32 protein-coding genes are annotated in these 26,113 nt (G+C 40.4%); 19 read left to right on the forward strand and 13 right to left on the reverse strand.

The window, feature by feature from the left end; genetic code table 11:
- Window positions 1–11: 11 nt before the first annotated feature.
- The 4 genes from brnQ (at window position 12) to JK628_RS02830 (ending at window position 2,302) form a co-directional block, all read left to right on the forward strand.
- On the forward strand, window positions 12–1,412 hold the full coding sequence (brnQ, locus tag JK628_RS02815; protein WP_202287763.1) for a branched-chain amino acid transport system II carrier protein: 1,401 nt from the start codon (window positions 12–14) through the stop codon (window positions 1,410–1,412).
- Entirely contained in the window at window positions 1,409–1,597 is a 189-nt protein-coding gene (locus tag JK628_RS02820) for a hypothetical protein (RefSeq protein WP_202287764.1), read from the forward strand. Before brnQ ends, JK628_RS02820 begins: the two co-directional genes overlap by 4 nt.
- Before the next feature lie 144 nt (window positions 1,598–1,741).
- Window positions 1,742–1,921, forward strand: coding sequence for a hypothetical protein (locus JK628_RS02825; protein WP_202287765.1), 180 nt, complete (start codon window positions 1,742–1,744; stop codon window positions 1,919–1,921).
- A 225-nt stretch (window positions 1,922–2,146) separates the two neighbouring features.
- Complete coding sequence (locus tag JK628_RS02830; RefSeq protein ID WP_202287766.1) at window positions 2,147–2,302, forward strand: hypothetical protein; 156 nt, start codon at window positions 2,147–2,149, stop codon at window positions 2,300–2,302.
- A 363-nt stretch (window positions 2,303–2,665) separates the two neighbouring features.
- On the opposite strand, the gene JK628_RS02835 is transcribed toward JK628_RS02830, so the two are convergent.
- The 11 genes from JK628_RS02835 to JK628_RS02885 form a co-directional block, all read right to left on the reverse strand.
- Window positions 2,666–2,842, reverse strand: a complete 177-nt coding sequence (locus tag JK628_RS02835) for a hypothetical protein (RefSeq protein ID WP_202287767.1) — start codon at window positions 2,840–2,842, stop codon at window positions 2,666–2,668.
- Window positions 2,839–3,621: a hypothetical protein gene (locus tag JK628_RS02840; RefSeq protein WP_202287768.1), complete on the reverse strand. Its 783-nt coding sequence runs from the start codon at window positions 3,619–3,621 to the stop codon at window positions 2,839–2,841. The genes JK628_RS02835 and JK628_RS02840 overlap by 4 nt, the downstream gene beginning before the upstream one ends.
- Window positions 3,611–3,829: a helix-turn-helix domain-containing protein gene (locus JK628_RS23535; protein WP_443019986.1), complete on the reverse strand. Its 219-nt coding sequence runs from the start codon at window positions 3,827–3,829 to the stop codon at window positions 3,611–3,613. The genes JK628_RS02840 and JK628_RS23535 overlap by 11 nt, the downstream gene beginning before the upstream one ends.
- A complete protein-coding gene (locus JK628_RS02850) occupies window positions 3,744–4,976 on the reverse strand; it encodes a hypothetical protein (protein ID WP_202287770.1) in 1,233 nt (410 codons plus the stop codon). The genes JK628_RS23535 and JK628_RS02850 overlap by 86 nt, the downstream gene beginning before the upstream one ends.
- 2 nt (window positions 4,977–4,978) lie before the next feature.
- A complete protein-coding gene (locus JK628_RS02855) occupies window positions 4,979–6,658 on the reverse strand; it encodes a DEAD/DEAH box helicase (protein WP_202287771.1) in 1,680 nt (559 codons plus the stop codon).
- 13 nt (window positions 6,659–6,671) lie between these two features.
- Window positions 6,672–6,920, reverse strand: coding sequence for a hypothetical protein (locus JK628_RS02860; RefSeq protein ID WP_202287772.1), 249 nt, complete (start codon window positions 6,918–6,920; stop codon window positions 6,672–6,674).
- A 48-nt stretch (window positions 6,921–6,968) separates the two neighbouring features.
- Window positions 6,969–7,457 carry a DUF669 domain-containing protein gene (locus JK628_RS02865; RefSeq protein WP_202287773.1) on the reverse strand — a complete coding sequence of 163 codons (489 nt, stop codon included), beginning with the start codon at window positions 7,455–7,457 and terminating at the stop codon, window positions 6,969–6,971.
- 10 nt (window positions 7,458–7,467) lie between these two features.
- Window positions 7,468–7,659: a helix-turn-helix domain-containing protein gene (locus tag JK628_RS02870; RefSeq protein WP_202287774.1), complete on the reverse strand. Its 192-nt coding sequence runs from the start codon at window positions 7,657–7,659 to the stop codon at window positions 7,468–7,470.
- Window positions 7,638–8,420 carry an ATP-binding protein gene (locus tag JK628_RS02875; RefSeq protein ID WP_202287775.1) on the reverse strand — a complete coding sequence of 261 codons (783 nt, stop codon included), beginning with the start codon at window positions 8,418–8,420 and terminating at the stop codon, window positions 7,638–7,640. Before JK628_RS02875 ends, JK628_RS02870 begins: the two co-directional genes overlap by 22 nt.
- Window positions 8,413–8,829, reverse strand: coding sequence for a hypothetical protein (locus JK628_RS02880; RefSeq protein ID WP_202287776.1), 417 nt, complete (start codon window positions 8,827–8,829; stop codon window positions 8,413–8,415). Before JK628_RS02880 ends, JK628_RS02875 begins: the two co-directional genes overlap by 8 nt.
- Before the next feature lie 218 nt (window positions 8,830–9,047).
- Window positions 9,048–9,656 carry a hypothetical protein gene (locus tag JK628_RS02885; protein WP_202287777.1) on the reverse strand — a complete coding sequence of 203 codons (609 nt, stop codon included), beginning with the start codon at window positions 9,654–9,656 and terminating at the stop codon, window positions 9,048–9,050.
- Between the two features lie 308 nt (window positions 9,657–9,964).
- Between JK628_RS02885 and JK628_RS02890 the strand changes: the two genes are divergently transcribed.
- The 5 genes from JK628_RS02890 (at window position 9,965) to JK628_RS02910 (ending at window position 14,077) form a co-directional block, all read left to right on the forward strand.
- Window positions 9,965–10,165 (forward strand): hypothetical protein, encoded by a 201-nt coding sequence (locus JK628_RS02890; RefSeq protein ID WP_202287778.1) that lies wholly within the window; start codon window positions 9,965–9,967, stop codon window positions 10,163–10,165.
- A complete protein-coding gene (locus JK628_RS02895) occupies window positions 10,165–12,171 on the forward strand; it encodes a bifunctional DNA primase/polymerase (protein ID WP_202287779.1) in 2,007 nt (668 codons plus the stop codon). Before JK628_RS02890 ends, JK628_RS02895 begins: the two co-directional genes overlap by 1 nt.
- A 318-nt stretch (window positions 12,172–12,489) precedes the next feature.
- The gene (locus JK628_RS02900; RefSeq protein ID WP_202287780.1) at window positions 12,490–12,912 is read left to right on the forward strand and encodes a RusA family crossover junction endodeoxyribonuclease; all 423 of its coding nucleotides are present in this window, start codon (window positions 12,490–12,492) and stop codon (window positions 12,910–12,912) included.
- A gap of 91 nt (window positions 12,913–13,003) precedes the next feature.
- The gene (locus tag JK628_RS02905; RefSeq protein ID WP_202287781.1) at window positions 13,004–13,546 is read left to right on the forward strand and encodes a hypothetical protein; all 543 of its coding nucleotides are present in this window, start codon (window positions 13,004–13,006) and stop codon (window positions 13,544–13,546) included.
- Between the two features lie 216 nt (window positions 13,547–13,762).
- Window positions 13,763–14,077, forward strand: a complete 315-nt coding sequence (locus JK628_RS02910; RefSeq protein WP_202287782.1) for a hypothetical protein — start codon at window positions 13,763–13,765, stop codon at window positions 14,075–14,077.
- A 126-nt stretch (window positions 14,078–14,203) separates the two neighbouring features.
- Here JK628_RS02910 and JK628_RS02915 read toward each other — a convergent pair whose 3' ends face one another.
- Entirely contained in the window at window positions 14,204–14,590 is a 387-nt protein-coding gene (locus tag JK628_RS02915; RefSeq protein ID WP_202287783.1) for a hypothetical protein, read from the reverse strand.
- Window positions 14,591–14,598: 8 nt separating this feature from the next.
- Complete coding sequence (locus tag JK628_RS02920; RefSeq protein ID WP_202287784.1) at window positions 14,599–14,889, reverse strand: hypothetical protein; 291 nt, start codon at window positions 14,887–14,889, stop codon at window positions 14,599–14,601.
- Between the two features lie 86 nt (window positions 14,890–14,975).
- Between JK628_RS02920 and JK628_RS02925 the strand changes: the two genes are divergently transcribed.
- The 10 genes from JK628_RS02925 to JK628_RS02970 all read left to right on the forward strand — a co-directional run bounded on the left by JK628_RS02925 (window position 14,976) and on the right by JK628_RS02970 (window position 26,056).
- Entirely contained in the window at window positions 14,976–15,302 is a 327-nt protein-coding gene (locus tag JK628_RS02925; protein ID WP_202287785.1) for a hypothetical protein, read from the forward strand.
- 11 nt (window positions 15,303–15,313) lie between these two features.
- Window positions 15,314–15,457 (forward strand): hypothetical protein, encoded by a 144-nt coding sequence (locus JK628_RS02930; RefSeq protein ID WP_202287786.1) that lies wholly within the window; start codon window positions 15,314–15,316, stop codon window positions 15,455–15,457.
- Window positions 15,454–16,089 carry a phage tail protein gene (locus tag JK628_RS02935; RefSeq protein ID WP_202287787.1) on the forward strand — a complete coding sequence of 212 codons (636 nt, stop codon included), beginning with the start codon at window positions 15,454–15,456 and terminating at the stop codon, window positions 16,087–16,089. The genes JK628_RS02930 and JK628_RS02935 overlap by 4 nt, the downstream gene beginning before the upstream one ends.
- 23 nt (window positions 16,090–16,112) lie before the next feature.
- Complete coding sequence (locus JK628_RS02940) at window positions 16,113–16,382, forward strand: hypothetical protein (protein WP_202287788.1); 270 nt, start codon at window positions 16,113–16,115, stop codon at window positions 16,380–16,382.
- An 11-nt stretch (window positions 16,383–16,393) separates the two neighbouring features.
- On the forward strand, window positions 16,394–18,964 hold the full coding sequence (locus JK628_RS02945; RefSeq protein WP_202287789.1) for a hypothetical protein: 2,571 nt from the start codon (window positions 16,394–16,396) through the stop codon (window positions 18,962–18,964).
- Between the two features lie 9 nt (window positions 18,965–18,973).
- Window positions 18,974–21,319: a hypothetical protein gene (locus tag JK628_RS02950; protein ID WP_237524123.1), complete on the forward strand. Its 2,346-nt coding sequence runs from the start codon at window positions 18,974–18,976 to the stop codon at window positions 21,317–21,319.
- Window positions 21,320–22,111: 792 nt separating this feature from the next.
- Window positions 22,112–22,612, forward strand: coding sequence for a hypothetical protein (locus JK628_RS02955; protein ID WP_202287791.1), 501 nt, complete (start codon window positions 22,112–22,114; stop codon window positions 22,610–22,612).
- Window positions 22,581–24,365, forward strand: a complete 1,785-nt coding sequence (locus tag JK628_RS02960; RefSeq protein ID WP_202287792.1) for a phage terminase large subunit family protein — start codon at window positions 22,581–22,583, stop codon at window positions 24,363–24,365. The genes JK628_RS02955 and JK628_RS02960 overlap by 32 nt, the downstream gene beginning before the upstream one ends.
- Before the next feature lie 3 nt (window positions 24,366–24,368).
- Complete coding sequence (gene gpW, locus JK628_RS02965; protein ID WP_202287793.1) at window positions 24,369–24,581, forward strand: gpW family head-tail joining protein; 213 nt, start codon at window positions 24,369–24,371, stop codon at window positions 24,579–24,581.
- A complete protein-coding gene (locus JK628_RS02970; protein ID WP_202287794.1) occupies window positions 24,581–26,056 on the forward strand; it encodes a phage portal protein in 1,476 nt (491 codons plus the stop codon). Before gpW ends, JK628_RS02970 begins: the two co-directional genes overlap by 1 nt.
- The last annotated feature ends 57 nt before the right edge of the window (window positions 26,057–26,113 follow it).

Raw genomic sequence — 26,113 nt, forward strand, 5'->3', positions numbered from 1 at the left:
GTAACCGTGTAATGGATTTATTTGAATGGATTCTCAAACTTTTTAAAGTAAGACTTATGATGAAAAAACAAGACATATTAGCAATTGGATTAATGACATTCGCAATGTTCCTGGGCGCTGGCAACATTATTTTCCCACCTTCTTTGGGCATTGCAGCGGGTGATAATCTATTTACAGCTTTGGGCGGATTCTTGATCACATCAATTGGATTGCCAGTAATTACACTATTAACTTTTGGATATATTTCATCAATTGATAAGTTAACATCAGCTTTGCCAAAATGGCTTGATAAAGGTTTCTGGATCGTTTTGTTGGTTTGTATCGCGCCAGCGTTTGCAGGGCCTAGAGCAATCACAGTAGCTTATGAAATGGGGTTGTCACCATTAGTAGAATCAGATCAGCTTTTGGTTTTTTCTTTGATATTCTCTTTGGTCGTACTGGCTTTATCTATTCGTGAAAACAGATTAGTTGATTCACTTGGTAAAATCGTTACTCCCGCTTTGATTTTGATGCTGCTTGCAATAATTGTTGTTGGTTTTATTAATCCCGTTTCACCAATTGGTGAACCTAACACGGCTTATACAATTGCACCGTTTACAAATGGGCTTCTTCAGGGCTATTTAACAATGGATTCACTAGGGGCCATTGGCTTTGGTTTCGTGATTATTAATGCAATAAAATCAAATGGTGTTGATAATCCAAAATCAATTACAAAGATGGTGTTCATCATTGCTGGTATCTATGCCGTTCTAATGACTGCCTGTTATGTTTCTATTGCTTATATTGGCGCAACATCATCAGCGGTGGCCAATGGGGCCACAAACGGCGGTGAAATCCTAATTTCTTATGTTGTTTATCAATTTGGGATGCTTGGCCAATTGCTATTTTCTGCAATCATCATTGTTGCCTGTTTAACCACTGTTGTTGGCTTATCAAGTGCATTTGGCGGTTATTTCCACGACAAACTAGGCTTTCCATACAAGCCAACTGTTGTGGCTGTTGTGGCGCTTACAGGATTAGTTTCAAACTTTGGACTTGATCAGATCATCACATTCAGTTTGCCAGCTATTTTGATCCTTTGTCCTGTTGCAATGTCTCTAGTTATTTCTGTTTTGGTCTTTGGGTCAGAAAAGACAGCAGGAAAGCAGATCATAACAGCAATGATAACGGCTACAACATTTGCAACCTTTGATTCATTGAACATGGTTGGTTTGACTTCAGAAGGATTGAATTCAATCCTATCTCAATTCGTACCGTTATATGATGATCATGCTTCCTGGGTGATCCCATTCGTTGTGGTCATTGTTATTATGAAGGCTATTATTTTGAATCCTGGTGAAATTAAACTGTATTCTTATTGGGGTTTAAGTTCACCAGAAATAAAAAAGAGTACAAAAACAATTTCAAAATGATTAAAAATATTTGGTTAAAATATGATGGCTGGATTGTCTTATTACTTGTTGGAATGGTTGGTTGGGGCGGCTTGGAGCTTTACAAGTTAAATGCTGAACTAGCAAGTGCAAAATCTGAAAGGAACGCAATCAGTAAAACGATTAGTAATATCGACAATAAACTTAATAAATTGTTAGAGAAATAAAGATAGAAAGCCCGCAATAGCGGGCTTTTTTATGCCTGAAATTTAGTGAATAAAAACGTTGCCAGTTAGGCCGAAATGGCCTATAATGTTTTTGTGGTCACGGCAATGGCCACAACGTTCTTTAAAAATTAAATTGAGGTAAAAATGACAAAGCCAACAAAACGGCAAGTTCAACAGCTTGAATATGATAAGCTTAGAATAGAGACACGAAAACTTAAACTTGAATCAACATGGATTGTTGTTCAGATAGGGGGCGCATTATGGGGGATAACAAAGCTCACACCGCTTCTTCAAGAACTTATATCAAAAGGTATTCAACAATGATTAAAGAGATTTGGTTCAAGTATGATGGATATATCATTGGCATTCTCGCCGCAACAGCAGGAATTATTTTGGCAATGATGTTCTAAAGATTAGCCCGCAATAGCGGGCTTTTTTATGCCTGAAATTTAGTGAAGAAACATGTTTACACTTAGGCCGAAATGGCCTATACTATCTTTGTTGTCACGGCAATGACAGCAAATTTAATTTACTAATTGAGAATGAATTATGAACTACGAAAATTGCACAAAAGAAGAACTTGAAAAAATCATCAACAACCTTTCAATTGAGGTAACATATTGTGAAAGGAAACGAGATACCAAGATGATGATGGATGCCATCAGGGAAAGAAAGAAGGCCCGTGAAGCCCTAGAAAACAAATAAAAAGTAAGCCCCGCCATAGTGCGGGGCTTTTTGCATTCAGTGGAAAATAAATGTTTACATCTAGGCCGTAATGGCCTATTATGTTAATGCTGGGATCTAACCTTCTTTTTTTTGCAAAATTTGGCTAGGGTTGCCGCCCGAAAAGGTGATCATTTCTCAATTGTGATCACCCTGCCTTCCAAAATCTTTGCAATGGGTTAAAATGTTGCCCTCTTATATGGAGGAAACAACATGATTTCAAGATTTTTTTCAAAGTACATATTTCATTATTTAGTTGTTGGAATAACGGCGATTTACTTTCTTAGCGAATACGTTGCCGCATAAGTTTTGCCCGGGAATCCCATTATTCCTGGGCATCACAAATCAATTCCATTCTTCAGGGTCAAGGCAAGCAGATTCCCCCCAGGTACAAACCCCGCACATATCAAGCGAGTGAACCAAAATACCTTTTTCATTATAGATTTCAACCGTTGGCGTTTGGCCACAGTTGCAACAGTTTTCTTCATAATTTGGCTTTGCAATGTTAGTTTGTGGACTCATTTCAAACGTCCCTTGTTAGGTAGTTTGTTAAAATAGCCTTCAGCAAATGAAAGGGCATCTTCTGACGGTTCGCAAATATCTAAATCAGCCCTGGCAATCATTGGTTCACCTGTTGTGGCTGGAACAATTAAGCGGGCTATTCCGCAAGGATGCCACCAAACAAGTGTTAAGGTTTTATTTATCATTACATTGTTTGTTTTATCGGCCAGCTTCATTGGTGAATGATGCAAGAAAATCTTCTCACCTTCTTTGCCTTGCCATAGACTAAGACCACCCATTTCAACAAGTTTTGCTTCAATATTTCGGCGGTCCTTATGTTCAGCATAAGAATCAGCTTTATATTTATCACGTTCTTTTGTTCGTTCGGCCAGGCGCTTCTTCAGGTCCGCATTTGAAGTTTTTAACCGCTTAGGATCACCAAAGGCTTTGCTTTCTTTTAGTTGGCGTTCAGCCTTCGCAACCTTGCCTTCAAGAATGGTTTTTTGTTGGCTATGCTGATCATTGACAATCTGAAGCCTGATCATTTCCTTGGCAATTAATTCAGCCTTAACCATATATTGTTTATGTTTTTCTTTTTGAGTTACCAGAATATTAATCTGATCATTTGCCGCTTGTAATTGCTGTTCAAGATCGGTGATTGTATTGGCGCAAATGGACAGTTTAAGATCACTTGTTGAAGCGGTTTCAATACTATCCGCAATCAAGCTTTCAAGGCTATCAAGAAGAAGCCCAGCGTTGCCATTAACAAGTTTAATCACCTGTTCAAGTTCATTTTCCATTTTTAAAATCTTCCAAATCTTGTAAATCATATCTGATGGACTTGCCAAGCTTATGAAAGGGCAATTCCATCAATCCAGTATTCCGCCAATTCTTCAACGTATCAGCGCTGTAACCTATAACATCAGCGGCTTCTTTCGGTGTTAACAGTTTGGGTTGTTGGTAAAATTCGTGCATTAAATTCATCCTGTAACCTCTTAACATTATCATCGTCAAAAAGAATCCAGCCGCCTTGCGAATAGGCAATTAATTCATTGCTGGTGTATAGCTGTTTTTTTGGATCGCTTAAAGGTTCACTTGAATTGTGAAAGCTTTTGCCGTTCATGTTGTATTCAACAGAATCATCACTGATGTTAATTACTGAAGCCTGGATGAAGCTTGTAAGCCATAGATGATGTTTACAGCCTTCCCATTGCCTAGCAATTGGAAGAACTTCACCTGAACGCTTACAGGCCCATTTGCCGCCGCTTCCTTCAAGTATTGGGCAACCTTTTAAACAATTTCGGCAATGCGCTTTTGGTGGTAGTTGTTCACCCCAATAAACAGCCTGGTATTCTTTATTTTTGTAACGCTTGATTTCAAAATAATCACGTGAAGGGAAAGCCGATGGTGGCGCATCTTCCCTGGTAATTAAATTTTCAGCCCTGGATAAATACCCGGCCCAAGCATATGCTTCAGTGTGAACAATTTCAGTGTAAATTTCACTTGTGTTCTTGTTATACGCAATGAAAAATGCGATGGCCATCCCACTTGCCGCAATGTAGCATTGGCATTGCCCCCAATACGCCGGGCTGAAGTTCTTCAAACCTTCTTTTTTTAACAGCTTCCAGGCTTGTTCCTTCAATCCCTTCACTTCTAAAACGGCCCAATCTGGCGTTTCTGCTAATCCTTGAATTGCGCCATCCATTGAACCGCCAAAATGGCCGCCAAAACCATCAGGCGTAAATTGCCATTGTGTTTGGGTAACTGGATCAATTTCAAGAATCGTGGTCCCGGATAACCTTAAAATATTGATAACTTCAGTTTCAAGAATATGGCCAAGTTTAAAGATCCTTTGCTTCCTGGCTTCAATTTCCCTTGGTAGGCTCCAACGCCATTGAAGCCAAGTGGTTCTTGCATCTTTGTTACCGATAACAGAAAATCCAAGATGGCCCCGGGGGGCGATCATTAACGTTTCCATTTCAATGGCAATATCAATTTCAATTTCAGTTGTATTAAATGGCTTAAATTCTGAAGCCGCATAATTTTTGGCTTCCATTTGGTAATAACTCGCTTCAGATCTAAAGCCTAAATTGAACAGCCTGTTGGCACGGGCCATGAAGGCGCGACATTTTTCTAAATACTTATTTTTTGTCATAATTACTTCACATAAAAAATTCGTTTGATGGGATTAAATTTGTCGTTTGGATCAATCTTGATCTTCTTAATTGGCCGCCAAATATCACTTGCTTCAGCTAGTTCATGGCCCTTTTCAGCATTCCAGGGAATTGGCGTTTCTTCTTTGGTCGCTCGTATCCATTCAGCCCGGGAAAAGAACCCGGCTTTTGATTTATAGCCAAGGTATAAACGTTTGTAATAGATCTGAAGTTCGCCGCAATGGTAGGCAAGAACCAAAAATGAACTTCCACCTTTTGTTTCAACAATTTTGGTTGTTATTTTTTCAACTGTTAGTTCTTGAATTGAATTTTCATCATCAGAAAAAACAGCCATTGTTGAAGCATTGGTTTCATGACTAACAAGCAAGCAGCCACAAGAAACGCACTTTGAAGCGTTTGGCTTGTTTGGTTCATCACATTCAGGGCAACGTTTAACGGGGATAGGGGCAAAACGTTCACCGCAACATGAACAGACAACCGCAAAGAATGGAAGTATTTCACCGCATTTTGGGCAATCCTTCACTTTGCTGATCGGGCTTCTTTTTTTCTTTGGCACTATTTGATCAAGGCAACCGTGAAATTCCAAATTGCGGCCCATATCGAGCAATAAACAATCCTTCTTTCCATCATAAAGACGCATACCACGGCCACAGATTTGAATGAATCGAACACTTGAACGGGTTGATGTGGCCAACGCAATGCAATCAGTGATTGGCAAATCTGTTCCTTCAGTAAGAACGGCAACATTGCAAATAACGTCAACTTCCCCCCTGGTGAATTCTTCCAGGGTTCTTGTTCTTATTTCTGGATCAGTATTGCCATGAATCACAACGGCCTTGTAAGCGCGGTTATTGATTTCTTTTGCAATCATCTTGGCATGTTCAACGCTGGCACAGAAAAACAGCGTGGCTTGCCTTTTCTGTTCTTTAACGGCTATATTTTCCCATTCAGTAACCGTTGCCCTAATTAAACCAGGGGATTCATAGCGGTTCGCCAGGTCTTTTCCGTTGTAATCGCCAGCGGTTATTTTTACCCCGGTTAAATCAGCCTTTGCACCTTCATCAATCCGCTTGGCAACCAGGCGGCAAAGAAAACCACGATCAATCAATTCTTTCATATTTACTTCATAACAAGCGCCATGAAATAAACGGCCTTCACCATAAATGGCCCCGCCTTTCATACGCCAGGGCGTTGCAGTAACGCCAACAATTGAAAGTTTTGGGTTTACCCTGGTGAAGTGGGCAATTATTTTTTGATAGCCTGTTTCTTCTTTCTCGCTGATGTTGTGCGCTTCATCAATGAAAATAAGATCAAACACACCAAGTTTATCAAGCGCTCTTATTATCGTGTCCCTGGCTGCAATTGTTACGGGCTTCACTTCTTTGCGCTTTAAAGAAGCGGAATAAATCCCGACTTTTTTTGTTAGTTCTGGTGCGATTTTTATTAATTTTTCTTCTGCTTGGCATAACAACTCTTTTCTATGGGCTAGTAATAGGATTTTAACGCCAGGATAATCACGTTGAAGGCGTTGAATAAGGGCGGCCATGATTACTGTTTTTCCAGCACCAACAGCCGCAACCAATACAGGATGAAGCCCTTTGTTTGTTTTCCACCAATCATAAATGGCTTCAATTGCATCATTTTGATAATCACGTAATTTCAAAAAATGCCACCAATTAAATTATTTCCGTTAAAAATTCGGGCTTCAATGGGCGCATTCTTTTTGGCGTGGTTTGCCAGTATTCATCCCATAATTTTGAAGCTATGTGATAAGGCATGGATTTAAAGAATGAATTAATCTTTGCCCTTGGATTGTTTTTTGATGTGCTGATGAAGGGTTCTGGCAAATTCCAATCAGTTTCACTCATGAGTGAATGAAACTCTTTGCGGGCTGGCTTTGGTATTTTAAATATTGCATTTCCCATAATTGCAACCTTGCTGATTAAGCCCGGTCAATCCGGGCTTATTTCGGTTTATTCCCAAGGGCGTTTTGTATCGCCAGGGGATTCATTTTGTTGTGTTGATTGCTGTTGTTGTTGACCACCATCAATAGGACCAACGTATTTTTGAATAACGTTCTTATCTTCATATTGGCCAGTTTTATCTTTCTGAATGCCAACCTTTGCGCGGAACGGTTTAAATTCAAGCTGTTTGATTGCTTGCATGTTCATGGTTGCTGGTACTTCACCAAACACACAAACAAACCAGGCTTTCAATTCACCAAGACCGATTTCAACACACTGTTGGCTTTGGTTTCGGATGTTCAAAGAAGTGAAGAATTTGCGGCCTTCATATTGGCCTTCAAGAACTTCAATTTGGCAATTTAGATATAGGCCGCCATTGTCTTTGGTTGCCTTTGGTTCAATCAGTGAAGCGCGTAATGAATACGTGTCACGTGGAAGCGCATCAAAATTGCCGTGTTCGCCCGCTTGGGACATATCAAGTTGGAAATCATCAAACATGTTTTTACTCTCATTTATGCTTATTAGAATCGAGCCACTTATAAAAATCAGCGGCAGGGTAACGGATGGAACGGCCAAGTTTCACAAACGGCAATTCACCAAATTCAGGGTGATTTGGCATCCTACGTTTCACAAAGAAACGCCGTGAAAGCTTGGTTATGTTCGCAACATCTTCTTCAGTTAGAAGTTCATTTTTTGGCATACTCGTTCCCAAAATGCCCGGCCATTTAATTCTTCTTTTTCTTTCAGTTCCAAACGTGAAACCCGGCACTTTGCTTCATGTGTGGCGCGGCATTCAGTGAACATAATTCTTCGCCCGGCATCACGGCCAATAGTACGTTTCTTGAACCCTTCACCAACGCTGGCCGCTGTTCGGTCATAGTTAACAAAGAACACACAATCAGCCCATGCAATGATTGGCGAGGCAATTTGTTCATGGCATGAAAGTTTGTATTGGTCCCATTGATCGGCTGAACAAATATCATGGAAGGGCTTAATCCCTGAATGGCCAATCAATATGGTTTGCATCCCCTTATTTCTAAGAGCATCACAAGCGTTCATTAGGGTTTGAACTTTTTCAGCGGCGCGTTTGTAACCTTTGCCCCAGGGGATTTTTTCAAATGTGATTTCAGGTTCATTTTCTTCAGCCGCATATTCTTTGGCCACAATGTTTCTGATTAGCTGTTCAGTTGCCGTGATTGAATCAAGAACAACAACCTTGTAATCATGTTCAGCTTCATACAAGTAAGCCAGGTAATCCAGGACTTCAGCCCAGGTTTTAGCTTTGGGGAATTTTGCAACATCCAGTTCATCACAGCCATCTTCAGTAGGAATGAAAATGGTTTTCAATGAATTATTAGCAGCAGCGGCCCAGGTAGATTTTCCACAACCAGGAACGCCATAGATTAAAACGCGCAATGGCTTGGTTTGAATACCCGTTTGGATAATGCTTGGATCAATCATTTGATTTACCCGCACTAATGCTGAAGGTCGGTTTCTTATCCTTCAACTCTAGTGATTCACGGATTTTTTCCCAAAGTTCAGGATGGAAATCTTCCAGGTATTTTGTACCTTTGCGGATCTCTTTATATTCCGTTTTGAACGGCCATAAATCAGCGGGTATTTCGTGACGTATTTTATCCAAAATAGGCGCATCAAATTTACGATTGAAACCAGTGGTTATTTTCAATCCGTAAAATGAATGTGAGCCTTCAGGCTTTTTTAAAAGGGCATCAGCAATAGGACGTTGTTGTAAAATTTGCGCCTCAAGTTCAACACGTTGATCTTTAATGCGTTTTTCAGCGTCCTTCAGTTCTTGCCATTCAGATTTTAATTGTTCATAGGTTTTTTCGTTCCCATTCATTCTTTTCACTTCCCGGCGTTGCCATTAGGTATGGGGTGAAAGGATATTACCATTAGTAAATTAAAAGCAATTACCGTGGGGAAGTGTGGCTAAGTATATATGCAGTTTGTGAAGATTATCGCGTATTTTGTGATTAAGGCGTGATGAAATGTTGACTGTTCGTAAAATAGGGAGTTTTATGTGGGGTATGCGGAAAGTGAATAAAGGGCAAACGATATGCCCTTTATTTAGAACAGACAGCGAAAGATAACTTTTCCTTCGATGATTAAGGTTTCAGACGGTTCAAAAACAATGCCGTTATCATCAACAATTTTATCATCAATTCTCGTTGTCAAATTGATTATGATTAGATTGTCATGGTGTTTTACAGCATAAAAGCCAGGTTTGTTGACGGTTTTAATGCTGGTATCAACTGGATAAATATCTTCATTTATAGTTAAGAATTCAACATTAGAGATTTCAACATTCTTGGAATCTAAAAGAGTTTTGCTAATTGATATTAAAGGAATTGAATTTGTTCTTTCTTCTTGAAATAAGATTTCCTCTTTATCAATTTTTGTTGCAGATACTAAAGCTGAAGTATCTGATAAACAATACAAATATGCAGGATCTTCACCCGTTAATTCAGCTACTTGTTTTATAACAAAGATAGGGGCTAATTTTCTTGCTGTTTCATAGTGGTAATAGGTAGGAACTTCAATGCCCTTTATAAATGAGGCGAAATCATTAATTTTTACAAAGCTTGGATTTGTTGTGGAAGCTATTTCACGCGCACGGCGTAACCTTTTTGCAACTTCCGCCTTAACTTCAGTCCTATCGTAAATATCGTATGTCATTTTATGAACCTAAATAATGCTTTATAAACGGATAGCATTTTACCCAACGCAAAGTTCATTGCAATAGAATAGAGAAAAAAAATGAAATCTTACATAACCCTACGAAAATTAAGTGATCAGGTTGGTATATCCCAAACAGCTAACTTTTGTGATGTTCCATACATAACGTTATATAGCTGGCTCAAGGGAAACCGCATCCCACGACCTAAACAGGCTGAAAAAGTCATTGTTTCAATCAAAGAAAATACAGATTTTTTTACTGATTGGAATGGGATTTATGGGTCTTTAAATTAATCAAGGTGATCGAAATGAACGATATAGCTGACAAATCGCAAATTGCAGAAGAACAGTTTTTGAACATTTCCCTGGCGATCCGTAAAGAACAGTTAACACCTAAAGGGGCATGTTTTAATTGCTTGGAACCCATAACCACTGGCAAAAACAAACTGTTTTGTGATTGTGATTGCCGTGAGGATTATGAAAAAAGAACAGCTAACGGGGGGAGTTAATGAACAACACGCTTACATTTGCAAATCAATACATAAGTTTAGGCTGGCGAATATTCCCAATTCACGGAATAAAGAACGGCGTTTGTACTTGTGGCAATAAAAACTGTAATTCATCAGGAAAACACCCGGCCCTGGTTAGAAGCTGGAAAGAAGAAGCGACAACAGACAAAGATAAAATTGCTGATTGGTTTGATGGGCGTGAATGGCTAAATATTGGCGTGGCCACTGGTAAAGAATCAGGGATCATTGCGCTTGATTTTGATAGCTATAAAGACGGCGCTTTTTCTTGTGATGAAATGGAAATTGAATGTGGCGGTTACATTACTGATATTGCTTGCATCCAAAACACCGGGGGAGGGGGCCAGCATTTACTTTTTGATTACCCGGAAGGGGAAAGCATAGGTTCACGGTTAAAGCTTCGTGAAGGCTTCGATGTGAAAGCTGATGGCGGCTATATCGTGGCGGCTCCTTCATTGCATAAATCAGGCAAGCATTATGAATGGGATGATGATGAAAATCCATGGATGAAAGAACTTGAATTCTTGCCTGAAGGGGCCGTTGAATTCATTAAACGCCATGTTGATAACACGCCTGAATTTGTCACTGAAGATGAACCCGACCAAACGCCAGATTCAATGCGCCGTTTGCGTTCAGCCCTGTTCTATATTCCCGCTGATGTTGGCCGTGATGAATGGATTAATATTGGCATGGCCCTTCATGGGGCTGGCCTTGGTGATCAGGCTTACAACATGTGGCTTTTGTGGTCCAGCACATGCCCTGAAAAGTTCACGCCAAGCACTATGGCCCATGAATGGAAATCATTTGATTCTTCCAGGGGGATTCACCCTGAACTGATTTTCAAGATTGCTGAAAAATATGGTTGGGAAGATCCGGCCCGCCATCAGTTGCCGGAATTCGTTGAAGAAGATTTTGAACAGGCTGAACTTGATGAATCAGATATTTACTATGGCGTTTCAGCAGTCTATGAAGCGGCTAAGGATAGGCCGGAAGGTTGGTGGTATGGCGCGGCTGTTTTCCCAGGGGCCAAGATTGTTATTGCTGGCGCACCAAAGACAGGTAAAAGCCAATTTGCACTTGCTATGGCCCGCCAAGCGGCTGTTGGTGGTGAGTTCCTGGAAGAAAAGTTTACCAGGCCAATTAAAACGCTTTGGCTTCAAGCTGAAATCCATGGCGGCTTTCTTTCAGACCGTTTGAACATGCTGATTGATACACGTGAACTATCAACGGATGAACTTTGTTGCCTGGATGAAAACTTTGCTTGTACCAGGCGAATTGCCAAGAACTTGATGGATGATGCAGATCTTAAATGGTTGGCGCAGATTATCAAACGCAAAGGCTTTCAATTCGTCATAGTCGATCCCCTTATTAACTTTGCGCCAGGCATTAAAGAAAGTGATAACGCTGAAATGTTTGGCCTATTGTCGCGCCTGGATAAGTTGGTTGAGTTCACAAGCGTTGCCCTGGCCGTAATCCATCACACTTCCAAAGGAAGCAAGATGGCTGAAAAGGTCCAAAACTATGACAGGTTTGAATCAATCCGTGGCGCTTCTTCTTTGCGTGGCTGGTATGACAGCGGGATCTTGTTAGAGAAAGAAAAGGCCGGAAAGATTAGGGCTTATTTTGAAGTTCGTAACCGTGAAGGCATTGAACCAATGACATTGCGCCTGGATAAAAAAGAACGCAAATGGGTGATCGAGTCTGAAGAAGTAACCAAAGATGAAAATGGCGCTTATGGAATAGATGTGGCGGTTAACAGTGAAAGCCGGGTTGATTGCCTGGTTCGCGTACTTATGGAACATGGCGGCCAATTACCAAGGGCGCAAGCAATGGCAGAATTCAAGAAACAAACGGATGAAGCCGGGAAAAGTGAAAGCACGTTCAGAGATACACAAACCATGGCGATCAACCAGGGAAGGGTTAAACGTGACAAAAACGGGCGAATATCAATACTAACAGTTATCAATTTGAAGCCTTCAGGCGTTTAAGTTCTGGTAACGTTTATTTTAATAAGGTTAGTTTGCTAAGGCGTTGAATCTAAGCGATTAATACAGACGGGTTTAATACAGACATTGCAACAGAACAATTAAATGTTCCTATTGTACTCATTGTTTTCTTGTTTATATTAATTGCTTATTTATCAGCTACTTATTGCGGCTAACGCAGGTTAACTTTTTTTATTTGACCTATCATGTTATATATGGTATGTTACGGCTCGTAAGTCTACGACAGAGCGGAACATACCACACGTGACAGGCGTGAAAAGATAAGAAAAGCAAAGCTTGGTTTCAAAAGGTTTGCAAGGTATGGATTATCAACAGCTTGTTTTTGATTACCCGTTAACGGTTAATAAGATTTACCGCAATTTTAAAGGGCGCATAGTCCTCACACCTAAAGCCAAAGAATACAAAGCCAAGGTTGTTAACCAACTGAAGCGGGCTATCAAAATCGGCTACCATTTCCCATATAATGAACAAGCAAGCCTTCAAGTTGAATACTGGCTTTATGCGCCGGATAACCGCCGCCGTGATTTGGCCAACCTGGATAAGCTTCTTTCTGATGCCATCACTGAAGGTGGACTTTGGCCAGATGATTCACAGATTGATGATCACCGTTTTATTCGTGGCTACATTGCCGGGGATGATGCCAGGGTTGAAATCTATATAACTGAAATTCCCCCAGGTTATGAAATCCTTTCTGAAATAGCCCCAAATCCTTTGCCTGATTAGCTGTAAGCGATTTTTATTATTAATTCGAGTAACCACAACAAAAAAGAATTGATGCGCTTAGAAACGATTACAGCGCTTTGGAGTAGTAAAGATGGGTGATGTTTCCAAACTATTTGCAATGATGGGATGCCGTGGGGCAAATATTAGCGGGATGCCAAGAGGCGGAAAGCCAAGCCTTACTTCAGAAGATATTTCCGGGGCTTTGGGAATGGGGAACCTGGATGAAGGGGCTTATCTTATTGGCCGGGCAAAATGGCTAGATGATCAACAAGCGGGCCTGAAGTTATATGAAGCGCTGAAGAAACTGTTCATGGCCAAACATAAGGTGAATGAAACCAGGGCAACAGGATTGGCCAGGCTTGCCTTGTTTGATGTGCTTTGGTTCAAGACTTGCCCAACATGCAAAGGGGGCGGTGATCACTTCAATGATGAAAAGCTTCTTGTTACGTGTGAACGTTGTGGGGGTGTTGGGTCGGTTAATCTTACTGAACGTAAGCAAAGCCAAATTTCGGGTGTTCCCTGGTCCACTTGGCAAAGAAACAAAAGCTTTGCCTACATGGTTGATGATGTTCGCATTCAGCTTCTTAACCTGGAACATATAGCCGGAAAACACATAAGGGATTATTTAAACTAATTTGAAAATATTTTATTTGCAGTCCGCAAATTAACTTTTGCGGGCTGTATAGCGCCCCAAGGATTAAGCCTTGCATAACGCGAAAAACCCTATACAAAACGCACACTTAGGTACTTTACAAGTGGGCCAAAAACAGTATGATAAATCCCAAGATAGCCATTCTTTACTTACTTCATAAACTATACGAGGAAGAACCCCAAACGGTTCTTTTTTTTTATGCGATTAAAAGACAAAAGCGTTAATCCAAACGGGATGCGACCTGAATTAGTTTTTGCATTAATGATGGCCGACCAAGTTTATTCAGAATACGGCGTTGAAATGGTTGTTACATCCATTAACGATGCCCGCCATTCAAAAACATCACTTCACTATTCTGGCCAAGCGGCTGATTTGCGGATCTTCAATTTGCCGGATGGTAAATCACATGAAGTGTTAAGCAAGATTAAAGGGAAGTTGTTGAACGATGCGTTTGATGTGGTACTTGAAAGTGATCATATCCATCTTGAGTTTCAACCCAAGCGACAGGATTAAAAAAACCCGGCAATTAGCCAGGCTTTAAAATGAGTTTGCCGCCCCCTTCCTAAGACACAATACGTGAGGCTTTTAACTTTGCCATGTCACAAGGTCAGAGCGTTGATAGTGCTGTTGGGGGCCGCTTTATTCCTGGTTATACAGTGGTTGAATTACAACCCTACCAGTGAAAGCAAGAAGTAACCGCCATGCACCATATGGAATCACTTCATCACCCTTACACCATTTTCTTATTGTTCGGTTCTTTGGATTTACGGATAAACCAAGTGAACGCTGAATATCAATATTGGTAAGTGGTGTTTTCTCTTTGATTTCATCAATAAGCGCGGTTACTTCTTGCGGGGTCGGTGCAATATAACCATTGCTGATGCCCTTTAAAATAGGGTTATCACTGTTTTTTTCTTCGTATCTGATTGCCTTATTAACTTCACTAGCCCGCATGGAAATGACAAATTCCTTTTGTTCATCAAGTGGGGGAAGTTTTAAGATCATTTCTCTCGCTTCGTTTTTCATGATCGGTCCTAAAATCCTGAGTTAAGAAAATCTTCTTTTTCAAAGATGATGATCGTTGAATCGCCCGCCGGGTATTCTTTATAAAACTTAGTCAGTTTTTTGGCTTGTGATGAACGTTTAAAGGCTTGGAAAAGAAGTTCTGTTGATGCGTTGGGATTAATAACTTTAATGCCGATGGAAAACGCAAAGCGCTCTTTTGATACCAGGCCAGCTTTAGCCCAATCAATTGGATGTTCAGTGATAAAGAAATCAGCTTGTGAATCATCTTCAACAAAACGCATTAAATCTGAATATTTCATTTGTAAACTCCAACACGTTTCCGTGTTTTATTAGTTAGCAACAATGATTGTTTGCAGAGCGCAAACTATAACCTTAATGGCCTGTTATGACAAGAGAAAAGTTCGATTCAAACCAGTTAGTTTTTATGCTGGTTGTCTTTGTTTTTACGTCAATGCTTGCCTGGCTTACTTATACCACTAACCAAAATCAGATTGGATTTGCAAAAATCGAACAACGGTTAATTTCGGAACAGGAAAAAGCCAGGATTCACAACCAACGGATTTCAGACACTTTGCAAATCGTGGCTGAACAACTTCAAACCCTTTCTAACCGATTAGAAAAATCAAATGATAGACATTTTTTAGCTTCTGAAGGTGAACAGCTTGAACAGCGTGTTCATGATTTGGAAATTACTATTTATAAAAATAATTAAGAGGTGATCATATGTGGTGGCAAAAAGTATTAATTAACATTGCCCTTTATGCAATGGATAAAATTGTTAAAAGCGTTGTTACTCAATTCAGCGATACAGATGCAGAAAAAGCAAAAGATGCGCTTGAACGTGAAAAGAAACGCTTAATGAAATGAGTATAACTATCAGGCCCAAAACAAACCCTGATGTGTTTATAAATAGATTAAGCGGGCGTTTGGATGGCATGGTTGCCCGGTCAAACGTCCGGGCCTTGAATAAAGGCATTGATGCCGCTGCAACAGTAGCAACAAAACTTATTGCTAAAGAAACAAGTCTGAAGCAAAAAGCAGTTAGAACCAGGCTGAAGAAAATTAAAGCCAGCAAGGCCCAACAAATAGCCAGGCTCGATGCCAGGAAAGCAAGACCGCCAAACCTAATCAGAGCAGTAAGCCCAAGCCAGCAAAAGCCAGGTTACTTCAATGAAATAACCCGCCAGGCTTCAACAACAAAATCAGGTAAGCATAGGCCAGCTAAACACCGGGCAAAAGGTGTTAAGGCCAAAACGTATGGGGCAAGAAGAACCCATGATTCAACATTTATTGCCAAAGCAACAAACCAAACAATATTAGTCTTTTCAAGAAAGTCTGATAACGCCTACCCAATAAAACCGATTTATGGCCCTTCCATAAAACGTGAATTCACTGATAAAGAAATTTCAACAGCCTTTTCAAAAAGGGCGGAAGAAATGTATTCAAAAGAATTTGATCGGTTAATTCAATACGAAATAAAAAAGGCGGGGTTTGTTTAGGCACTCAATTTAAGAAGTTCCCAATGTCATATTCAACTAATCCCGCTGAAACAACCGTTGTTTCACTGAAGGCGAACACGCCAACAAAAATACTTAATGAAAACGTTTTTCGCCAATCCCTAATCATTAAAAACGCCACAACTGGCCAGCTATTAATTTCCGCTGGCAATTTCAATAGCCAGGCCGCCGCAATTCAACTTAATGAGTTAGAAATCTGGGAAGCCTATGTTCCTCCAACTTCTGAAATCTGGGTTCGTTCATCCGTGGATGGCCAGATTGGAATTACTGAATAAGGGGAAGAAAGATGCCTATTTATGGTGGTATTCAAAAAGGCGCTTCAATCAGTGCTATTCCTTCAGCCTATGTTTTTGCAACTGTTCCTGAACGTGATGCGTTCTTTAATAGTGATGAAAAAGAAAACCTAACATCATCAAAAACTTTAGTTATTGCTAATAACACTTTGTATTTATGGATTGGCCAATCAGCCCCGGCTAATTATGATAATTCAAAATGGAAAGATGCCAATGCAACAATACAAGGTCCAAGAGGGAAACAAGGCTTCCAGGGGCCAAAAGGTGAAATTGGTCCAATCGGTGAACAAGGTGAAATTGGTCAGAAAGGACCAATAGGCCCTATAGGCCCAATCGGTGAACAAGGTGAAATTGGCCAGAAAGGGCCGATAGGTCCAATAGGCCCAATCGGTGAACAAGGGCCAAGAGGAACAGAAGGGAAAGCTGGCCAACGTGGTGTTAAAGGTGATCAGGGTTCACAAGGTTTACAAGGTGATACAGGGCTTCAAGGTCATGATGGCCCAATCGGAAACCAAGGCCCGGTTGGCCAAAAAGGCGAACATGGCCCGCAAGGAATTCAAGGCCATCAGGGTATTGCAGGGAATCACGGTGATAAAGGTGATAAAGGTGATACTGGCCCACAGGGTGATAAAGGCGATCAGGGCATTCAAGGCCCACAAGGCCATAATGGTGCTTCTGGTCGTCATGGTCCAGTTGGCCCACAAGGGGATATTGGGATTCAAGGCCCTAAAGGCGATACTGGCCAACAAGGCGCACAAGGCGTTGCTGGTCTAGGTCTAACTAATAGAGGCGAATGGAAAACTAACACAACTTATGCGAATGGTGATTACGTATTCTATAACAATGACCAAGGTGTAAGCACATTATACGTTTTTCATGGAAAACTTGATTTTACTAGCGCAGTACCTCCCCCACGATATGCCCAAGGTTGGGCAGAATTAGACGCGCCAAAAGGTGATAAAGGCGATCAGGGCATTCAAGGCCCGCAAGGTGATAAAGGAAGTCCCGGTTTACCAGGTGATCAGGGCGTTAGGGGAAATGATGGCCAACAAGGCCCTAAAGGTGATAATGGCGGTCAAGGCCCTAAAGGTGATAAAGGCCCCCAGGGTGATAAAGGGATCATTGGTATTCAAGGCCCTGAAGGAAGCGTTGGTGAACAAGGTGAACGTGGCCCAAAAGGTAACACTGGTAATCAAGGTGTTCCTGGCACAAAAGGAATTCAAGGCCCACAAGGTAAATCAGGAACTAATGGGCTTGCAGGTGATCGAGGGCTTAAAGGCGATACTGGCAAACAAGGTAATGAAGGCCCTGTTGGTGAATCGGGCCAAAAAGGTGCAAAAGGTGATACTGGTGAACCAGGCTTAAAAGGTCAACAAGGTGATCCTGGACAAAAGGGCAATCAAGGTATTGCTGGTTTAGGTCTAAATAACAAAGGAACCTGGAAAGCAGGAACATCATATTCCCCAGGCGATTATGTTTTTCACCTTGTTAATGGCGGCGTTAATACCTTATTTGTTTATGCTGGTATCACAAGCGCTTCATCACAAAATGTACCAAATGAAGATAAAGCAAACTGGTTTGAATTAGCTTCACCACAAGGCGAACAGGGCCAGAAAGGTAACACTGGTAATCAGGGTGTTCCTGGTACAAAAGGAATTCAAGGCCCACAAGGTAATTCTGGCCAAAGAGGATTGATAGGCCCCAAAGGTGAACAGGGTGAAATTGGCCCACAGGGCAATAAAGGTGATCCTGGCCAAAAAGGTGAACAAGGCGAACAAGGCCATCCAGGAAATCAAGGTGAACAAGGCCCACATGGCCAAGATGGTATTAATGGTCAATCCGGCCCTAAAGGTAATAAGGGTGATATTGGTCAACAAGGCCCTATAGGCCCTAAAGGTGATCCTGGTAATCAAGGCCAGAAAGGCGATGTTGGTAATCAAGGCCCTAGAGGTTATCAAGGACAGCAAGGCAATAGTGTTGGTATTATTTCAGTTGGTTCAAGCCTAAATGATTCATTACTAACACTGAAATTCACTTCAAATAATGGAAATGTAATTCAAACATCCATTGATTTGTCACAAGCATTACAAGCGCATTTAGTTAACTTTACTGCTGAAATGAAAGGTAAGAATGTTACTAATGTTTCTGAAGCGCTTCATGCTCTTAATGGAACAACACCGCCTGATCATACCGGGAGTGATGATAAACAATTCTATTATTGGGGCCGTGTAGAAGATATTGATGTTGTTGATGATGCCTATGCAAATGCTAGTTTGAATAAAACACCAATATCAAAAGTGCATGGCTTTCATGCCGTTATGGAAGATAATTTACCTCCAAATGGAATATTAAAACATAACATTTTGGTAATCCCTTCAACCGTTTCAAATGCTGCTGAATTTGATGTTAAACAAACAGGCAATACATTTACAGAGGCATTATTCAAAAAGAGAAACGTCACTATCAATGGTGATGAATACACGCTTTATGCCCAAATTACCGCACCTGAAAGTCCATTTGAAATAAGCAAAACATACCAGGGTGCAAGATGGACATTTTTCTAAGGAGTGATGATGACTGTTAAAATGCAAGGCCAAATAACAAAAAATTCTCAATATGATAATTACCCACTTGTAGATGATAAAAGCATATTAGGTGGAATCCGTGCAGTAAAAACAAAAGATGATTTATCAACGCTTGATTCTTCAACGTTAAAAAATGGAACCATTGCCGTAATTACTGATGATAAACAAATAGTTTACTATTTTGATAGTCAGTGGATAGATCTTATGTCGCTTGGTAACTACTATTCAATTGAAAGATTGTTTGGCAATGCCGACGCATTTGTACCAAATAAAGAATATAACATTGGTGATATTGTAAAATTTAATGATGGCTATTATTTCTTTATGTATAAATTCAAAGGCGAAACACCACTTAAAGGTGATGGGGTAGCCCCATTAACACTTCAATCACTTCATACTTATATGTATCAGATTCACAGTGTTGTCTTTAATGGGTTCGCTGGGAAAAGCAATGAGTTAGTTGATGGTAAGTTTTATAAAGCTGGCGAAACGTTTTCAATGATGGGTTTTGTATATGGCGTTAACCGTGACAGCTATATAAGCATGAACGATCCATCAGATGATGGTGAGATAACTATTCTTTCACTACGGGCGTTATTTGATAAGATAAATAGAATTTCCCCGCATAATGGTGATGACATAATCATACGTGATCGCATCCTTTATCAAGAAAATGAAAATGAAAAAGTAGCAATCTTTAAGCGGTACAAAGAACACCACAGCTATGCTTTTGGTAATGGTGAATATGACTTGATTCTTAACTCTTATTCAACACCAAAAATGTTTACAACTGGCAAAGATAAATCAGTTTATAGTATGCCAATTGAAGGTGTTTTTGTTGATAAAGTCTTTGATATTGATAAAGAGTTAAAAGAAGTTGATTATACTTTTACAGCGTCAGTAATCATTGAATCATTAGATATAATGATAAATGAAGAAGAATCGTTACATATTGAAGATTGTCAGGCTGAAGCCTATGTTATGGATTATGAAGATCCAGATAAGCCTAGACAAAGGTTAGTATTAACATCAGATTATGCTTATGTCCATAATCATGAAAACACCTATAAACTAGCCCGCTTCCAGTTTGATAAAACAGTGATAACAAGTATCGGTGAAGAATATATTATCAAGATTGTCGATAATAAAAATTCAGGCGTTAAAATTACCGCTAAAGGCAAGATTGATGACAAGGGTGTTTTTAAATCTGCTTATAAAATAAATGGATCTGAATATGCGATTTCAGCAATTGCATCACGCGAAACGCATATTATCGGTGATATTACACATGATTTTAATGTTCAAACATCAGATAAAATATTAAAAGTCGTTGATGTAAAAGATAGCGTTGAACGCTTTCTTGGTGATGGCGGAACAAGCGCAAAACACGGAACGTATTTTAGATATGAATATGATTTCGATTTTGATGATTTATCCGTTAATAAATTCATGATTCAAGTCACAGGTGAAGCAAAAGAAATTGATTACACAATACGTGTAACATATGGAAACTATGTTGATTCATATACAGGCGGGCTTTATTTAGATAAAGATTCACCGACTAATGAGCTTATTACTGCAACTGAAGATTTCAAAGCTGAATTGTTCATTCCAAAGGGCAGTAAAATTGAATTAACAATAAGAACAAATAAAAATGTTGGTCTATTTGGTTCAACTCAAGTAGATAAGGTTGTATTTAAGCCTAATTTATATCTCTATGGATTTGAGCGCGTTAAAACCATTGTTCCAGATTGGCATGTTGAGCCGATGCTAATCACGGGGGATATGGTTAAAAACTTTGAAGATAACCTTACTAAAAACGGTATAGGGGGCGCTTCAGATGGCAAAATGTTTGATGGTGATATTGGGCGTACTGTTATACGTCAAATGAAGCTAATCAATGAAGATAAAGATGAAGTGATGGAAGATGTAACAGTTAAACTTTCAGGATCATATGAATCTTTATCACCGACAAATGAGCCTAATGAACTGATAAGCACACAGTTTAATGATGGTTATCAGGCAAGTGAAATATCTATGTTGTTCGCAGCTTCAGAAAACGCTGGTTTAATTAATGCAGTGTTATCAATGGAAGTGCTTACTAAAAATAATGGGATAGTAAAACTACCTAAAACAGTTTTATCAAAACCAGTATTACCTTTCACACCACATGGATTACCTGGCCTTACATTTGATACATCAGGTATTAATGATGACATAACAGGGTTCAGTATATCGTTAGTATCAGGCGAGATAGTTGAATCAAATAGTGCAAATGAAAACAGGTTATGTGGGTTTGGTATAGGCATAAAAACGCCTAATTTATTGGTTTAATATAGAACAGGCCCCGTTTATATAAGCGGGGTTAATAAACATCACATGGATTTTAGGCAATAAGAATCACTAGACCGTGTATTGCATATCAATATAGCAACGGAGCTTGCGGAGTTTCATATATTAAGTTTTGATGTGGTAAGGTTAAGTTTAATTAGCCGGGTATCAGTTGCTTAATTTCAATGGGAAGCCAAAACCATAAACACTCATTTTATTAATTGGCTAGTGAAACCATCATGCAATTATCATACTGTTTATATCGGTCAAAAATGTAGCTAATTAAACTGTGGCACTTGTTAATGTCTTTTGATTGTTAACGAAACATTGACTTCTCACGTTACGAGGCCCATAATTCAATTACCACATCTTGGTATGGGCCTATTCCAATACTAAGTTAAAAAAGCCCTTCTAGCAATAGAGGGGCTTTTTTTATACCTATTATATTCTTATTGTATTATTAACACTCATTGTTATGCCTATTAATACAACGAACGATCATCAATATAATTAACCATCCGTATAATTAATGCGTGATGTTATATATCTATCAGTTAATAGCTATATAACAGAGCATATTAAACAGCCCATATATTACCATCTAATTGCTCTTGTAACGCATCCTAACAAGCATATTAATTTCAGCACCATCAGCCCTATATATATACATAAGGCGGGGAGAGGCAAGCCCTGTAACAATTCAAGGTACTTCCGCAACATCAGTGTAACGTGAGGGTACAAGACCTCGGAATTTGGCTAGGCGCAGAGATTTTCAGAACAAAGTTGTTGTTTACTATGGAAAATAAAACTGAACATTTACTTATAAAGAAGATGATGGCAAAGAGTTTGGGCATTTCTGTTCAAGCCTTTGATAACTGGAATGTTAGCCCTGAATTCAGACAGGGACGATCAACATTTTATTCCGTTCGATCCGTTTTAGATAATCGGATCAATCATGTTTCTAACAAGCTTGAAGAAAAGCAACAGCGCGATCCAAGCACGTTGGATATTGATGAAGAACGGGCCAGGCTAGTTGCAGCGCAAGCCGACAAAACAGAACTTGAAGTTAAACTTCTAAAACGTGAAAGCGTGAAGATTGAAGAAGTTACCCATGAATGGGCTGAAATGATCGGCAATTGTCGCGCAAAGCTTTTATCAATTCCTACAAAAATCGCACCAAAACTGTTAGGCATAGATGATATTTCTGAAGCCCAACAGATTTTAAAAGATGCAATTTTTGAAGCACTAACGGAACTATCAGACGATGTTTATACGCAAGATCAAGAAGGCACGTAAAAGTTGCCTTGCTGGTTTTGCTCCCCCACCTGATTACAAAGTTTCCGAATGGGCCGATGCTGAAAGAAGATTATCTTCAGAAGCTTCAGCCGAGCCGGGAAGATGGCGAACAAGCAGAGCGCCATATCAACGTGAAATCTTAGATGCCATTTGTGATCCGCTTGTAGAAGGCGCGGTTGTAATGAGTTCAGCCCAAGTGGGAAAAACTGAATTCTTACTGAATATCATTGGTTATTACGTTGATTATGATCCGGCCCCGATCCTATTACTTCAGCCAACGGTTGAAATGGCGCAAGCCTTTTCAAAGGATCGCCTGGCTCCAATGGTGCGGGACACGCCAGCAATAAAAGGCAAAATCAAAGACGCTAGAAGCCGGGATTCCGGCAATACCGTTCTTCATAAATCCTTTCCTGGTGGCCACATCACCATGGCCGGGGCTAATAGTCCGGCATCACTAGCTTCACGGCCAATAAGAATCCTTTTGGCTGATGAAGTGGATCGTTACCCGCTTTCTGCTGGTACTGAAGGCGATCCATTTAACCTGGCAAAAAAGCGAACAACAACCTTTTGGAATAAGAAGATTGTTGCCGTATCAACGCCAACCGTAAAAGGCGCAAGCCGTATTGAAGCGCTGTATGAAGATTCAACCAGGGAACGGTATTGCCTGGCGTGTCCTTCATGTGGCGAGTTGCAAAGCCTTAAATGGCGGAACATAGACTTCAAAACGGTTACACATTGTTGTGAAGAATGTGGGGCAATACATTCACAAATTGAGTGGACCAAACATGAAGGAACCTGGATTGCTGAAAATCCTGGCCATAGAATCCGTGGATTCCACCTGAATGAATTGGTTTCCCCATGGCGGAAATGGTCCGACATCATACAAGATTTCTATGCGGCCAAAGATAACCCTGAACTATTAAAAACCTTTGTGAACACTTCCCTTGGTGAAACCTGGGAACAAGAAGGTGAAACGCTCGATCATCACGAAATAATGAAACGCAGGGAATGTGATTTTGAAATATTACCTGAAGGCGTTCTTTGCCTAGTTATTGGCGTTGATGTTCAAGATGATCGCCTTGAATACGAAATCATAGGTTATGGGATGGGGCATGAATCATGGGGGATTGAACGTGGTGTTTTGTATGGCGATCCCGGTAAACGTGAATTATGGCGTGATATGGATGAAGTCCTTGATAAAAGGTTCAAGCACTCAACAGGTGCGGTTTTATCCATATCGGCTGGCTGTATTGACTCCGGCGGCCATTTTACACAAATGGTTTATGACTATTGCCAGGGGAAAGAACATAGGCGCTTTTTTGCTGTTAAAGGTGTTGGCGGTCCTGATAGGCCAATTGTTTCTTCACCACAGCAAAAGCAACGGGGTAGAACAAAACGAAAAGTACCATTGTTCACCGTTGGCGTAGATGGGACCAAATCCATTGTTTATGGCCGTTTAAGGATTTATGAACCTGGCCCTGGTTTTTGTCACTTCCCGCAAAAGTACGATGAAGAATACTTTGCACAGCTTACCGCTGAAAAATGTATTACCAAGTTTCACATGGGCTTTCCAAAAAAGGTATGGGAAAAAACCAGACCACGAAATGAAAGCCTTGATATTCGAGTTTATGCCCTGGCGGCTTTAACTTTGTTGAATCCCAATTATGAAGCAATTCAAGCCAACCTTGTTCCTGTTAAGAACCAGGAAATCAAAAGGCGTAAACGTGTCGTTAAATCAGCTTTTATAGGCTAATCCATGTATTCAAAAACCGACTTGGCCGCTGTTCAAAAAGCGCGGCTTGATTTGATCACTGGCAAAAAGGCCGTTGAAGTTTCTATTGCCGGGCGGCGTGTTCGCTTTGCTGATGTAAACATGAATGATCTTAAATCGCTGGAAAAAGAAATTAAACATTCTTTAGGAACAGGTAAGAAAAAGTTTTCTTATCTTATTACTACTAAGGGGCTTTGATGCTTAAAAAGATAATTGCCCCAATAGCAAGCTTGTTCAATATAGGTCACGCTAAAACATCCTTTGAAGGCGCAAGCCAAAGCCCAAGATTAAGAGGAAAGGGAACCCAAAGGGGAAATATTAATACACAGCTATCAAGTGAATTAATAACGCTTCAATCACGTTCACGCCATGCTTGTAAAAATAACCCCTGGGCCGGGTCCGCTTCTGATGGTTATGTCACAACATTAATCGGAACCGGGTTAATTCCCCGCTGGCAAATCGAAAACAAAGAACTTGGCAAACAGCTTCAAAAAGAATGGAACAAGTGGGCCAAAGAAGCTGATGCTGATGGAAGAACCAATTTTGCCGGGCTTCAGTCTTTGGCGGCCAGGACTCAATTTGAAAGCGGTGAAGTGTTGATCAGGTTTAGGCCAAGAAGATTAACCGATTCATTGAATGTGCCACTTCAATTGCAAATCTTACCGCCAGATCAATTGCGCCATGATCTGAATATTCGATTAAGCCCAACACGAAAAGTTGTTATGGGAATTGAACTGAATGGCATTGGTAAACGGACCGCTTACCATATTTACAAAGAACCACCTGGCAACCCGCTTGAAACAAACGTTGATTCAATCAGAGTAAACGCAAACCAAATCCTTCATGTTTTTGAAAGCTTTGCGCCTGGTCAAATGCGCGGTTATCCAATGCTTTCAAGAGTATTGGCCAGATTGTATGAACTTGATGAATATGAAGATGCTGAACTTGTTAGGAAGAAGGCGGCGGCAATGTTCGCGGCATTCGTTACAAAAACACCTGATGATAACTATGAATTTGAAGGCATGGACCAGCCTGAAGATAGTGAAGGGAACCAATTAATTGGCATTCAACCCGGGGCCATTCATTACATGGAACCAGGGGAAAGCGTTGATTTTTCAAGTCCGGCTGATGTTGGCAGTAATTACACAGCGTGGATAACTCAGCAATTGCGAGGCATAGCCGCTGGCATTGGTATTACTTATGAAACGTTAACAGGCGATTTGAGCCAGGTTAATTATTCAAGTATCAGAGCCGGGTTAATGACTTTCAGGCGCAGAGTTGAAGCCCTTCAGCAAACCATGATCATTCATCAATTTTGCCAACCAGTTATTGAAAGATGGCTTGATATGGCGGTTGCATCAGGCCGGGTGAACATTCCTGATTATCTTGAAAATCGTGATGAATACACACGGATTAAATGGATTGCCCCGGCATGGCTTCAAGTTGATCCCCTTAAAGCTGTTCAAGCCGACAAACTAGAACTAGAAGCGGGCCTTGCCACTAAAACTGAAAAGCTTGCTGAACGTGGCCGTGATATTGAAGATTTTGCCGCTGAACTTGAAGCAGAAGAAGAAATTCTTCCAAAGCCTGAACCCATACCAAATGAGGTGATTGAAGTGGATGAAGAAGATAAAAAACCAAATGAAAAAGCAAAAAAACCTGATGGGGAATAAAGCCCATTGTTTAAATTCACAAGCCGCATAGAGCGGCTTTTTTTATGGGAAAAATAA

Origin of the sequence: Shewanella sp. KX20019 (genome assembly GCF_016757755.1) — a bacterium.
Taxonomy (GTDB): domain Bacteria; phylum Pseudomonadota; class Gammaproteobacteria; order Enterobacterales; family Shewanellaceae; genus Shewanella.